This window comes from Acinetobacter sp. G11 (assembly GCF_049808495.1).
Taxonomy (GTDB): Bacteria; Pseudomonadota; Gammaproteobacteria; order Pseudomonadales; family Moraxellaceae; genus Acinetobacter; species Acinetobacter kookii.
On sequence record NZ_JBNCAT010000008.1, the window covers coordinates 1 to 13402 of the forward strand.

General features: G+C 44.1%; 14 protein-coding genes. 9 read left to right on the plus strand and 5 right to left on the minus strand.

What is annotated here, in order from left to right; translation table 11 throughout:
* Positions 1–191: 191 nt before the first annotated feature.
* Positions 192–662, minus strand: a complete 471-nt coding sequence (locus ACPUEY_RS04930; RefSeq protein WP_425121330.1) for an Lrp/AsnC family transcriptional regulator — start codon at positions 660–662, stop codon at positions 192–194.
* Positions 663–1034: 372 nt separating this feature from the next.
* Positions 1035–1799, minus strand: coding sequence for a glutathione S-transferase family protein (locus ACPUEY_RS04935; RefSeq protein ID WP_425121331.1), 765 nt, complete (start codon positions 1797–1799; stop codon positions 1035–1037).
* A gap of 380 nt (positions 1800–2179) precedes the next feature.
* Here ACPUEY_RS04935 and ACPUEY_RS04940 point away from each other — a divergent pair, with 380 nt between their 5' ends.
* The 8 genes from ACPUEY_RS04940 to ychF all read left to right on the plus strand — a co-directional run bounded on the left by ACPUEY_RS04940 (position 2180) and on the right by ychF (position 10661).
* Positions 2180–3382 carry an SfnB family sulfur acquisition oxidoreductase gene (locus ACPUEY_RS04940; protein ID WP_425121332.1) on the plus strand — a complete coding sequence of 401 codons (1203 nt, stop codon included), beginning with the start codon at positions 2180–2182 and terminating at the stop codon, positions 3380–3382.
* Positions 3383–3393: 11 nt separating this feature from the next.
* Positions 3394–4617 (plus strand): SfnB family sulfur acquisition oxidoreductase, encoded by a 1224-nt coding sequence (locus tag ACPUEY_RS04945; protein ID WP_425121333.1) that lies wholly within the window; start codon positions 3394–3396, stop codon positions 4615–4617.
* Positions 4617–6041 (plus strand): LLM class flavin-dependent oxidoreductase, encoded by a 1425-nt coding sequence (locus ACPUEY_RS04950; protein ID WP_425121334.1) that lies wholly within the window; start codon positions 4617–4619, stop codon positions 6039–6041. Before ACPUEY_RS04945 ends, ACPUEY_RS04950 begins: the two co-directional genes overlap by 1 nt.
* 15 nt (positions 6042–6056) lie before the next feature.
* Entirely contained in the window at positions 6057–6887 is an 831-nt protein-coding gene (locus tag ACPUEY_RS04955; RefSeq protein ID WP_425121335.1) for a MetQ/NlpA family ABC transporter substrate-binding protein, read from the plus strand.
* Positions 6888–6898: 11 nt separating this feature from the next.
* Positions 6899–7735 carry a MetQ/NlpA family ABC transporter substrate-binding protein gene (locus ACPUEY_RS04960; RefSeq protein ID WP_425121336.1) on the plus strand — a complete coding sequence of 279 codons (837 nt, stop codon included), beginning with the start codon at positions 6899–6901 and terminating at the stop codon, positions 7733–7735.
* A gap of 10 nt (positions 7736–7745) precedes the next feature.
* Entirely contained in the window at positions 7746–8816 is a 1071-nt protein-coding gene (locus tag ACPUEY_RS04965) for a methionine ABC transporter ATP-binding protein (RefSeq protein ID WP_131274338.1), read from the plus strand.
* Positions 8797–9456 (plus strand): methionine ABC transporter permease, encoded by a 660-nt coding sequence (locus ACPUEY_RS04970; protein ID WP_131274313.1) that lies wholly within the window; start codon positions 8797–8799, stop codon positions 9454–9456. Before ACPUEY_RS04965 ends, ACPUEY_RS04970 begins: the two co-directional genes overlap by 20 nt.
* Before the next feature lie 113 nt (positions 9457–9569).
* The gene (gene ychF / locus ACPUEY_RS04975) at positions 9570–10661 is read left to right on the plus strand and encodes a redox-regulated ATPase YchF (protein ID WP_092819286.1); all 1092 of its coding nucleotides are present in this window, start codon (positions 9570–9572) and stop codon (positions 10659–10661) included.
* Between the two features lie 386 nt (positions 10662–11047).
* Here the strand turns inward: ychF and ACPUEY_RS04980 are convergent, their stop codons facing one another.
* Positions 11048–11581 (minus strand): DUF962 domain-containing protein, encoded by a 534-nt coding sequence (locus tag ACPUEY_RS04980; protein ID WP_425121337.1) that lies wholly within the window; start codon positions 11579–11581, stop codon positions 11048–11050.
* 101 nt (positions 11582–11682) lie between these two features.
* Here ACPUEY_RS04980 and ACPUEY_RS04985 point away from each other — a divergent pair, with 101 nt between their 5' ends.
* Positions 11683–12384, plus strand: coding sequence for a Crp/Fnr family transcriptional regulator (locus ACPUEY_RS04985; protein ID WP_425121338.1), 702 nt, complete (start codon positions 11683–11685; stop codon positions 12382–12384).
* 133 nt (positions 12385–12517) lie between these two features.
* Here the strand turns inward: ACPUEY_RS04985 and ACPUEY_RS04990 are convergent, their stop codons facing one another.
* Both ACPUEY_RS04990 and ACPUEY_RS04995 read right to left on the minus strand, forming a co-directional pair.
* Complete coding sequence (locus ACPUEY_RS04990) at positions 12518–12652, minus strand: hypothetical protein (protein WP_265733820.1); 135 nt, start codon at positions 12650–12652, stop codon at positions 12518–12520.
* Positions 12653–12921: 269 nt separating this feature from the next.
* Entirely contained in the window at positions 12922–13401 is a 480-nt protein-coding gene (locus ACPUEY_RS04995; RefSeq protein ID WP_425121339.1) for a hypothetical protein, read from the minus strand.
* Position 13402: the final 1 nt, after the last annotated feature.

Genomic DNA, 13402 nt, shown 5'->3' on the forward strand with positions numbered 1-13402 from the left:
CTGATGTGACAAAACCTGAGTCCTTGGTCGTTAAAGTGTTTGTTCGCACTTATATTTTAACTATTCGGACTCAGGTTTTTTTATTTAAAGTAAACTATGGGACAGCAGTGACCTTTGGGTGCGTTTTTTATGGGCTTTAAAACCTTTTCTATATATAGAACTGTGAACAAAACATAGGATAAGCTTTTAACTCAGATTCGATTAAGCAAGCCCCTACAATTCAGTACATTATATTCCTTAATCACAAAACTGGAATGTAACGCCACCACATGCTCAATTTTGCCAATCCGCTTTAAAAGAATTTCACTATAGTTTTCCATATCTTTTGCAACGACTTCAACAATAAAGTCAGCAGATTGGCCGGTCACCAAAAAGGCATTAATCACTTCAGGAATACTTTCCAGTTCTTCTAAAAACTTGGCGAACGTATCCGTGTCATGTTTATTTAAAGAAACCTGCAAAAGTACATGCAAGCTGAAACCCAACTTGGCATAGTTAATATCACGCTTTAAATGGGTCATGATATTGGCTTCAATCAGATGCTTGATCCGTCGATGCACTGAGCTCACAGAAAGGTTTATACGTTCCGAAAGTTCATTTAAGTTGACATCTTCATGACTCAATATTTCCAGAATCTGTTTATCGAAACGATCCAGTTCCATTTTATACTCTTTTCAATAATCTATAGATGCGTAAAATATTACGCTCTCTCTGTTATACAACAATTATTTATTTTTCACAAAATTTTAATATCCTGAAAATATTTTCCAAAAGCTGGTGAACACATAAGAGAAATTTTGCTGTCTACCTAGATTACCGCTGGTCATTTAAGTACAAAAAACGACCAATTGTAATTTTAATTATATATCGAATTTAACACTCATCTACTCAAGTGTCCTGCTCCGGATCACTGCTTATCTTTTATATCTACCTAGAAATTGATTAAAAATTAAATGCTCGAACAAAACAAAAGAATACAGTCATTTGATTTGCAATAAGATGCGCTATAGAGCACCTATCTTTAGATGTTCCTTTTAAACACCGCGCCAATCCACCCGTGCATTACGTTCGGTTTGATAGATGCGCAGCACATATTGTCCCAATGGTAATGTCATTAGATGCTCTTTATATTGACGAAATTCTTCAGATAAGGTTTCACCCTGCTCTTTTTCCCAGGGTGTACCCGGAATTTCCAGAATGGGGGCAAGCATTGAACAGACAGCAATATCAGCAAGACCTAGGCGTTCACCGACAAAATAACGTCCATGATTTTCAATCAATCTTTCATTTAAATTTTGGATGATACTGTCCATGTGAAGTCTAGATTCGGCCACCTTGTCTGCATTCAGTTGATAACCTTTAGAAAGCAAGGCTCTGATAATCGGTTTGGAATATTTTTCAAACTGGCGTAAATAGCCCTTTTCACCAATCAGAATATCTAAAGATTCTTCATTTTCTGTCAAAGTATGGGCCAGCCCCCAACGACGCACGTGTCTGCCCAGTTCGGTGGCAAGCCCATTGATTTCCAAAGCCAGTTGGCGCTGCTGGGGATCAGCACGCAATAAAGAATGTTCCGGATATACGTCATCCAGATATAAGGCAATTTCAGTCGAGTCGGCAATCCAAAAATCTTGATCACGTAAAATAGGTAAACGGTTTTGTCCAGTTTTTAATTGGGCAAATGCACGATGCACTCCTGGAATCAGATTATGCGCCACATAATCCAACTCTTTATGATCGAGCAACCAGCGCGCTTTTTCACAAAAATGAGATAAAGGAAACTGGTATAAAATTCGCATAAAAACTCCGCGTTTATTTTTTTAGTTCTGCCAAGCCAAAACCATCTAATTCAGTCGGATACTTTAGTCACCCTACCCCGGAATTACAATGCGCTTTTTATTCAAAATATTATCTTGATCCTGTCAGTCATACACTTTTTATTTTTATACATTTTTTTGTCTTGATTATCTTTAAAGTAGATATCTCCCCATCAAAATCCTCCAACAAATTTCTTAAAAAATAAAATCATGTTGTTTTTTAAACATTTAATATATCCAAAATAAATAAAAATCTAGCAGTTTTTATTTTAAACAGGATTTTTCATAAGCTTTGCAAAAGCAATTGCTTAATTTTGAATTCGATTACTTGTAGCGTTTTGATATCGATTTAAGGTGTCATTATGTCTCGTTTAATTTCTGAAAATGTTCATGTGATTGAAAACGATCTTGAAGCTATTCATGCTGCTTATCATGTCGCAGATTTTGCTTTGGAAGGTCGCAATGAACGTGATCAACAGCGCTTGTTGCCTTTTGCTGAAATTGATCTGTTCAGCCAGAAAGGCTTAGGTGGAATTCGTATCCCAAAACAGTTTGGGGGTGCATTCGTTTCCAATAAAACGCTTGCCCATGTATTCCGTATTTTGAATAAAGCCGATTCCAGTGTGGGACAAATTCCACAAAACCAGATTGCGCTGTTGAACATGATCCAGATTATGGGTACGGAGCAGCAAAAACAGTTTATTTATCAAGAAATTTTACAAGGTAAACGCCTGGCCAATGGTGGCCCGGAACGCCATACCAAAGATACCAAAACCCTGGCGACTACGCTCACGATTGAAAATGGCCGCTATTTTGCCGATGGCGAAAAATTCTATTCGACTGGCAGCAGTTTTGCCCACTGGCTCGCGATTAAAGCCATCCATCCGGAAGGTCATGTGGTACTGACCCTCGTCAATGCTCAGGCTGAAGGCGTGAATGTGATTGATAACTGGAACGGTTTTGGACAGCGTACCACTTCAAGTGGCACGGTTAGACTCGACCATGTGGAAGTTGATCCGCTGCTGATTTTTGATGAACGCCTGCTTTCCAGCCAGCCCAATTACCGCGGTGCGTATTCACAGTTATTACAGGTGGCCATTGATGTCGGCATTGCTGAAGCCGCCTTTGCCGATACACTAACGGCAGTACATAAAGCTCGTCCGGTTGTGGATGCACAAGTCGAAAAAGCCAGTTTTGAACATTACACCTTACAGGAAGTCGGCAAATCTTCAGTATTACTCGATGCAGCCATTTTACTGCTTGATGAAGCGGCTGAATATCTGGATGAACTGGATCGGCTGGAGTCGGTCACTGATGAACAGGCGGCAAAAGCCTCTATTTTGGTCGCTGAAGCGAAAATTTATGCCAATGATGCAGCCCTGCACATTTCAGAAAAACTACTGGAACTTGGCGGTAGCCGTTCCAGCCTGAGTCAGCACAACCTGGATCAGCACTGGCGCAATGCCCGTGTACATACCCTGCATGATCCGGTGCGATGGAAATTGCATGCGCTTGGGGATTATTACCTGAATCATAAACTCCCTGCCCGCCACGCCTGGATTTAAGGACACTGCTCATGACTTCATATCAAAATATTATTTCATTTAATTCCGAGCAACTGGCGCATGCACACATCATTCAGTCTGATGCAGAAGCGCTGGAAATTGCACATAATTTAGCAGAACAGTTCAAAGCTGGAGCCGTGCAGCGCGATGCCGAGCGTATTCTTCCATTTGAAGAAATCGAAGCCTATAGCCAGTCTGGACTTTGGGCCATTACCGTCCCAAAACAGTATGGCGGTGCAGAAGTATCCAGTTATACCGTCGCGCAAGTCATTGTACTAATGAGTGGTGTAGATGGTTCCATTGGACAGATTCCGCAAAACCATTTTTATGGACTGGAGATCCTGCGTAACAACGGCACCGAACAGCAAAAACAGAAACTCTATGCTGAAGTGTTAAAAGGCGCCCGCTTGGGCAATGCCCTGGCCGAGTTTAAAACCAAAACCGCTGCACAACGCCAGACCGCAATACGTAAAACCGATCAGGGCTATGTGATTAATGGCGAAAAGTTTTATTGCACCGGCAGTTTATTCGCGCATCGCATTCCAACACTGGTGGTCGATGAGCAGGATCAGCAGTTTCTGGCTTTTGTTCCGCGTAATAGCGAAGGTCTGACTTTAATCGATGACTGGAGTGGTTTTGGACAACGTACCACAGGTAGCGGCACAGTGAAATTCAACAATGTGCGGGTGCTGGCTGAAGATGTGGTGCCATTTGATATTGCCTATTCAGAACCCACCCTCTCGGGTCCGTTTGCACAATTGCTGCATGCCTCGATTGAAACCGGGATTGCCCGTGCCGCATTTGAAGAAACCTTAAAACGTGTGCGTCAGGCCCGTCCGTGGATTGACTCAGGTGTAGATCAAGCCACCGATGACCCACTGACCAAATTCGAACTGGGCCGAATTGTCGCCGATGTGCGCGCCTCTGAAGTGTTATTGAAACAGGCCGCCCGTTCAATTGATGCCGCCAGACCTGCACCAACCGCAGAAAATGTCGCCAAAGCATCCTTAGATGTGGCCAAGGTTCGGGCACACAGTACCGAAACAGCCTTAAAGGCATCCTCCAAACTGATTGAACTGGCCGGTAGCCGCGGCAGCCAACGTGAAGATGGCCTGGATCGCTTCTGGCGCAATGCCCGCGTACACACCCTGCATGATGCGTCACGCTGGAAATATTATTTCATTGCCAATTATTTATTGAATGGCATTCTGCCTCCACGTCGGGGGACATTGTAATGACAAAGAAGATAAATACTGCGAAAGCGAAAAAGATCTTACTGAATGCTTTTGACATGAACTGTGTCGGTCATATCAATCATGGCTTATGGACCCACCCGCGTGATGAGTCACACCGTTTCAATGAACTCGGTTACTGGACCAACTTGGCTCAAACCCTGGAAAAGGGACTGTTTGATGGCCTGTTTATTGCCGACATTACCGGGGTATATGATGTCTATCAAAACAATATCGACTTGACGTTAAAAGAATCGATTCAGTTGCCGAGTCATGACCCCAGTACCTTGGTTTCTGCCATGGCAGCAGTGACGCAAAACCTGGGATTTGGGGTGACGGTGAATTTAAGCTATGAATCGCCTTATCAGTTTGCGCGTCGTTTTGCCAGTCTGGATCATCTGACCAATGGCCGTATTGGCTGGAATATTGTCACCGGTTATCTGGACAGCGCACAGCGATTAATTGGTGAAAAAGGCCTTAAAGACCACGACCTGCGCTATGAACAGGCCGAAGAGTTTTTACAGCTTTGCTACAAGTTCTGGGAAGGCTCCTGGGAAAATGATGCAGTACTCAAAGATAAACAAAACCGTATCTTTACCGATCCGGCCAAAGTACATCAGGTCAATCATCAGGGCCAATTTTACCAAAGCCAGGGCGTGTTTCAGGTTTCCCCTTCGATCCAGCGTACGCCAGTACTGTTCCAGGCCGGTGCTTCACCGCGTGGAATGGCCTTTGCCACCCGGCATGCGGAAGGCATGTTTATTGGTGGAGATCAACCGGAAAAAATCAAAAAGCAGGTCGATCAGATTCGTCAGCAAGCCATCAATCAAGGACGCAATCCTGAAGATATTAAAATCTTTGTCGGCATTACAGTCGTTACCGCAGAAACGGATGAACTGGCGCAGCAAAAACTGGATGAATATCAAGCTTATGCCAGCCCTGAAGCCGGTCTGGCGCATTTTTCCAGTTCGGTCGGCATAGACCTGTCCAGATTTGCCGATGATGAGCCTATTCCTTACCAGCAAACCAACAGCATTGCTTCAGTTAACAACAAGTTTAAAGAACAGCGCATCAGCAAAAACGACTTAAAAGCCCAGCATGTATTAGGCGGCCGTTATCCGCTGATTGTCGGGAGTGGCGCCACTGTGGCGGAAAAACTGATTCAGCTGATTGATGAAACCGGCATTGATGGCTTCAACCTGACCCGTACCGTTGCGCCTGAATCGCACCATGATTTTATCCGTCTTGTGATTCCTGAATTGCAGCAGCGTGGTCGCTATAAGACTGAATATGAACCAGGCAGTTTAAGACACAAACTGTTTAATCAGGGAGACCAGCTTGCAGATTCGCATCCGGCACAACAATTTCGATGTCCAAGCTCCGCCTCAACTTCGAATTCCAACTTAAAGCAAAAACAATCCGCATAAATTTTGAGGTGCAACATGGCACAAACAGCAAAAACCAAACTGACCATTCTTGGGGTCATTATTGCCGCCGTCATTATTGGACTGGCGGTCTGGAACCAACAAAAGAAATCCGCTTCGGATGAACTGGTGATTGGCATCAGCCCATCCTTTGCCACGCCTTTACAGGTGGCAGCAGTCGAGGCCAAACAGCAAGGCCTGAACGTGAAACTGGTGGAATTTTCCGACTGGAACACGCCCAATATTACCCTGAATCACGGCGATATTGATGCCAATTTCTTTCAGCATCAACCTTTTTTGGATAATGCCAAAAAAGAAACTGACTTTAAGATCAAAGCCTTTGCCAAAGGTGCAGCCACGCATGTGGGTTTATATTCCAAGAAAATCAAAAGCTTTGATGAGTTAAAAGATGGCGCCAAAGTTGTGGTTCCAAACGACCCTGTCAACCAAGGTCGTGCTCTACTGTTATTGCAACAAGCCAAACTGATTACCCTGAAGAATCCTGAAAATCATTTATCGAACCTAAAAGACATCGCAAGCAATCCGAAAAAATTGCAGTTTGTTGAAGTGGAAGGCCCTCAAACCGCACGTGCCATTGATGACGTCGATCTGGCTTTTGGCTATCCGCATTACTTACGTTTAGCCAAAACAGCTGATCCTGAACAGGCGCTGTTATTTGACTCTAACAAGGACAATCGTTATGCCATCCTGTTTGCCGTGCGTGAGGATTACCAAGATAAAAACGACAAGCTGAAAAAATTTGTCGAGATCTATCAAAACTCGCCAAAAGTGAAACAGGCTCTGGATGCAGATTTCGGTGCCAAACTCTGGTTCCCGGGCTGGAAATAAGGGGTTAAATCATGTCTCAAGTTTCCAAACTGAACCTTAAAAAACTGCTGATAGGTCTCACTGTCCTTGTCATCATTGCAGGATTAATAACCTATCGTTATGTGCAAAACCCGCAACAGGATAATGTCCTGACGATTGGTATTAGTCCGCCTTATGCAGAACTATTACAGACAGTTGTAAAAGAAGTAGAGAAAGACGGCATTCATGTCAAACTGGTGGAGTTTTCAGACTGGCAGGCTCCCAATGTTGCGGTACAAAATGGCGATATTGATGCCAACTTTTTCCAGCAAAGCGTGTTTTTAAAGAATGCGATTCAACAGACCCGTTATGACCTGCATGCTTTCGGCATCGGCAGTGGCAGCCATGTCGGTTTGTATTCCAAGCAATATAAATCCTTAGAGGCCTTGCCACAAAATGCACGTGTGGTGATTCCCAGTGATCCTGTGAACTCGGCTCGTGCATTGATTTTGCTGCATCGTGCAGGCCTGATTCAAATCAGAGATATCCATAATGAGCTATCAACCCTGCAAGATATTGTGGCCAATCCAAAACAGCTTAAATTTTTAGAAGTGGAAGGTCCGCAAACGGCTCTGGCCTATGACGATGCCGATTTGATTTTTGGTTTTCCGCATTATTTAAATATGGCGAAAAAAGCCGATCCTCACAGTGCCCTGTTTTTAGACCCGGTGGACAAGAAATACGCCATTCTTTTTGTGACCCGAAAAGATTATGTCGATCACGATAAAAAGCTCGAAACCTTTGTCAAAGCTTTCCAGAACTCTGCAAAAGTAAAAACAATTTTAGACCGGGATTTTGGTACAGGCATGTGGTTTGAAGGCTGGAAATAAGGTGAATACTATGGTGAGTTTTGGTTCTCAGGTGGACTTTTCCGTCCCGCATATCAAGATCAGAAACCTGAACAAATATTATGAAGTACAGGGTAAATCGGTACATGCCTTGAAAAACATCAACCTGGATATTCCGGAAGGAAAAATCTTCGGGATTATCGGCAAAAGTGGTGCAGGCAAATCTTCCTTGCTGCGCACCTTAAATGGTCTGGAACAGATCAGTGAAGGACATATCCACATTCACCAGCAAGATCTGGCAGAACTGAAACATGCTGAACTGATCCGGCTGCGTCAGCGCATTGGCATGATCTTCCAGCATTTTAACTTGATGTCTGCGAAAACCGTCTGGGAAAATGTTGCCCTGCCGCTGAAAGTTGCAAACTATCCAAAACATGAAATTGAAACGCGGGTCAATGAAGTGTTGCAATTGGTCGGGTTGGGCAATAAAGCGCAGAATTATCCTTCGCAGTTGTCTGGCGGGCAGAAACAGCGCGTCGGCATTGCCCGCGCACTGGTGCATCATCCGGAAATTTTACTCTGTGACGAAGCCACCTCTGCCCTCGACCCGGAAAGTACTTCTGTGGTGCTGTCCCTGCTCAAGGAAATCAATCAAAAGCTCGGCATTACCATTGTGCTGATCACGCATGAAATGCAGGTCATTCGTGAAATTTGCGATCAGGTGGTGGTGATTGAACACGGTGAAATTGTCGAAGCAGGTGAAGTGTGGTCGGTCTTTTCTAATCCGCAGCAGCAGATTACTCAGGAATTGCTGAATCTGGAACAACTGGAATTGCCTTTTGCGCTAACGCCAGAGATTATTGCTGACAGCTCACATAGCATTTTAAAACTGCGCTATGCCTCCAGTGTTCAGCACGCCCCGGATTTAAAAGTGATTTTCGAGCAGTTCGATTATCCGGTTCATCTCTATCAGAGTCATATCGACAGCATCCAGAACCATCTGGTCGGCAGTTTTATTGTCGCTATCCCTGATCTGCATATAGATACCAAACTGCTCCAGCAGAAATTAAAACAGTACATCGCACAGATTGAGGTGATTGGCTATGCACGACCAGCTTATTGATTTATTACTGACTGGCACAATCGACACGCTATTGATGGTCGGCGTATCCGCCATTGTGGCTTTTCTGATTGGCTTGCCTATCGCGATCATTTTGGTCAGCACCTCCGAACATGGCATCTATCCATCCAAGCCTATTAATCAGGCTTTGGGCTGGGTGGTCAACATTACCCGTTCGGTACCGTTTTTAATTTTAATGGTGGCGCTCATTCCACTCACCCGCTGGATTGTTGGCACCAGTTATGGGGTCTGGGCCGCGGTGGTACCTTTAACCCTGGCAGCCACACCGTTCTTTGCCCGTATTGCAGAAGTCAGCTTACGCGAGGTCGATCAAGGTCTGATTGAAGCCGCCCAGGCGATTGGCTGTAACCGCAAGCAGATCATCTGGCATGTGCTGCTGCCTGAAGCCCTGCCCGGGATTGTGGCCGGTTTTACCGTGACCCTGGTGACCATGATCAACTCCTCGGCAATTGCCGGTGCCATTGGCGCAGGCGGTTTGGGCGATATTGCCTATCGTTATGGTTATCAGCGTTTTGACATGCCGATTATGCTTGCCGTAATTGTAGTGCTGGTGATTCTGGTCATGCTGGTGCAGGCCACGGGCGATACCCTTTCCCGTCAGCTGGATAAACGCAAAATTTAAATCCCTATCCATTTTAGGAGTTTTCAACAAAGCATCCAGCCATGACCTGACTTTGTCATGGCTTTCATGTAAAATCAGCGGCAATTTTTAAATAACACGTTGTGAGTCATTTCATGGGTTTTAATTGCGGTATTGTCGGCTTGCCGAACGTTGGTAAATCTACACTTTTCAATGCATTGACTAAAGCTGCTATTGCTGCAGAAAATTTCCCGTTCTGTACCATCGAACCAAACACCGGTATCGTGCCTGTACCTGATCCACGCTTGGACAAACTGGCTGAAATCGTCAATCCACAGCGCGTGCTTCCAACCACCATGGAATTTGTAGACATTGCCGGTCTGGTTGCCGGTGCTTCTAAAGGTGAAGGTCTGGGTAACCAGTTCCTGGCCAACATCCGTGAAACCGATGCCATTGCACACGTGGTACGTTGTTTTGAAGATGAAAACGTGATTCACGTCAACGGCAAAATTGACCCGCTGGATGATATTGCAACCATCAATACAGAACTTGCACTGGCTGACCTGGAAACTGTGACCAAAGCGGTTACGCGCCTGGCTAAATCTGCAAAAGGCGGCGACAAAGATGCACTTGCCACCAAAGCCGTTCTAGACAAAATCCTGCCTTTACTGGATGAAGGCAAACCTGCACGTGCAGCCAATCTGGATGATGATGAACGCAAACTGGTACGCGGTTTCGGTTTAATGACTTTAAAACCGACCATGTATATTGCCAACGTGGCTGAAGACGGTTTTGAAAACAACCCGCATCTGGAAGCCGTTAAAAAATTGGCCGCTGAAGAAAATGCGATTGTGGTTCCACTGTGCAACCAGATTGAAGCTGAAATTTCATTGCTTGAAGATGAAGACCGTGCTGAATTTTTAGAAGCAATGGGCATGGAAGAACCAGGTCTAAACATCGTAATCCGTGCCGGTTACAGCCTGCTTGGCTTACAGACTTACTTCACTGCGGGTGTACAGGAAGTTCGTGCCTGGACCGTGAAAGTCGGTGCGACTGCACCTCAAGCAGCCGGTGTAATTCACACGGATTTCGAAAAAGGCTTTATCCGCGCTGAATGTATTGCTTATGACGACTTTGTACAGTACAACGGCGAAGCTGGCGCGAAAGAAGCCGGTAAATGGCGTTTGGAAGGCAAGACTTACGTGGTTCAGGACGGTGACGTGCTACACTTCCGTTTTAACGTTTAAGCCATTCTGACCTTTCAAAACAGCTTAAAAAGCCAGCATCATGCTGTAATGCCAGTCAGTTAAGAAATTGACTGGCATTTTCTTTTTTAAAGTCATGATTATATTTGACATGTGGAAAATTCATCCGCAACTGTTTGAGGCATGACTACATTAAAAAATGATTGTTTCTGCGACAAATTTGCTAGTTGATGGTGGCTGACGAGTTTTGCGGATGACAAATGCCTTTGGTTACTTTGGGCGAAACCAAAGTAACAAATGAGCTGAAACAGTTTGATTTAAAACGGCAAGACTCCGCCGTGAATTACTTAAAAATTAAAAAGTCTATTTCTAAACTCCTTAACTGATCAGCATTAAGTATGATGCTGGCTTTTTTATGTCGAACTTTTTCAGTTCAGGCTTACCGTCTGGGCATCCATTGCAGCACGTTGCTTGCGTGCTTCTGCCAGCATGCGTTGCTCCAGCTCTTTTCGAAATCCAAACATAAACACCATTTCAGCCAATACAAATAAAGGACCGATTGCCAGGCCAATCACATCATCCATAAAAGCCGGTTTTTTCTTTTCATAAAAATGGCCTACAAACTGGAATACCCATCCCACCACAAAAATGCCAATACTTAAGCTTAACCAGACCGCCGTATCCAGCTGGGCAATCCTGTAAGCGAATGGATAAGCAAGCGCGTAGGTGAGCAACATGATCAGGCCAAAGATGCGGTCCAGGCTGAGATAATACAGCGTACTGGCAAGCAATAGCCCTAAAGCCAGCGTCAGCTCAACACCTGAAATGATCACACCGGCACGTGCAGTCAGGCAGATAATGGAAAACACAATCAATGGAATGCCAATAAAATGGGTATAAATATTTTTCTGGTCCAGATGGTATGCTGCATACTGGCTCAGCAGCTGTTCTAGTTTGGTCATGACCGTTTCCTTGTTAGACTTATATTTTCATTTCACTATATAAAAAAAAACCCGGACAAGTTGTCAGCTAGCCGACAACTGACATTAAAAAAGGAATAACAATGCTCGAACCGGTTTATATCGATCATTTACAGCAGAATGTATGGTTTGCACAATTGTCAGCCGAATTTAAGCAGTTCATTATCCAGCATGCCGTGCAGCAGCGTTTTGACAAGGAACAAGCGATCTTTCATGCCGGTGATTCATTTAATGGCATCTATGCCGTTTTAGAGGGTGCCGTTCGCCTGGGCTATATTGATATTCATGGCAAAGAATCGGTGGCTGCCATTGTTGAACCGATTATGTGGTTTGGTGAAATCTCGCTGGTCGATGCCCAGCCCCGTTCCCACGATGCCATTGCCACGCAAAAAAGCCTGATCCTGCATATTTCCAGTACCGCCCTGCAATCACTGCTGCAACAGCATCCGTTTTTTTGGTATCACATCGCGCAATTGACCAGTCAAAAGTTGCGCTTTGCTTTTCTGGAGCTGATTTCCATTCAAACGCAAAGCATCAGCCAGCGTTTGGCACAGCGTTTGATGTTTATTTTAAATGGCTATGGCAATCATTTAAGTATTGAAAAGAATGTCATTCATTTATCTCAGGAACAACTGGCCCAAATGCTGACCTGCTCCCGGCAGACCATCAATCAGGAACTGCAAGCTTTGGAACAGCAAAATATATTGCGCCTATCTTTTAAGAAAATTGAGATTTTGGATGTAGCGGAACTGCATCGCATCGCGCATGCCTTTCCCAATCTTTAAATCGGAACATGAAGGAAATTTTAAACCATGAAAATAATTCAGCGATGTATCGCGTTGCGGTATCAGCTGTGTTTCGGTCAAGCCTGACAGGTGAATGACTTACCGGATGACGCATTTATTTTATTTATCGTGTTTATGAACGTAATTGACACACATTGACATCATCAAACCCATTGGTGCATGGCGCAACTTCATGTTCATTGTCCAATGACGCCTGGATGGCCTGTAGCGGCTCTGCAGCTGTGGCAACACTACTTAAAGCACTCAAAACGACAGCCATACTTATTGATAAAAACACTTTATTTACCATCTTTATTACTCCTGATTCTTTTAAAGTTAAATAAATTTTGAATTTATTTAAATAATATGATGTAATAATCACATATTATTATAAACATTTTATCATTTTATGATAATTTAATATTTTTATCAGGTTATCACTTTATCTTCTTACTCATTCTTTAAAGCTATAAATAAGAACATGTTTAAATATTTAAAATATAAAAAAACGAGGCCATGGCCTCGTTTGCTTTGCATTTAAACGCCGATCTTTTTCGGGTCGGTATTGCCCAACTGCGGATGCTCAATCGCACCTTTACATTGCTGTTTATCACGTTCGTAATCGGCCTGCTTCTGCGCCACTGTACTTGATTGCTCCATCGTCTCACGTGCCCAGATTTCCAGACTGGTCAAGGCTTTACGACAGAGTGCATATTTACCTTCAGTCACCGAATCAGTCATTTTGACATTAATGCGCCAATCGGTGCTGAGCTTGCGTGCAGGTTTACGGACCTGTTCTTCTAATACATCCAGTTTTTTGGCATAGACCAAACCATCCACCTTGTTAATGAATGTCCAGGCTTCATGCGCATAAGTGGTGGCATCATTGGTCAGTTTGGGTGCGGGTTTAATTTCAGCTTTTTCTGTTTTTTCGCCATCATTTCCACAAGCCTGCAGCAAAACACTACTGCACAATAAAGAAATGATCAGCACTCCACGTGTCTTCGACATCAACATA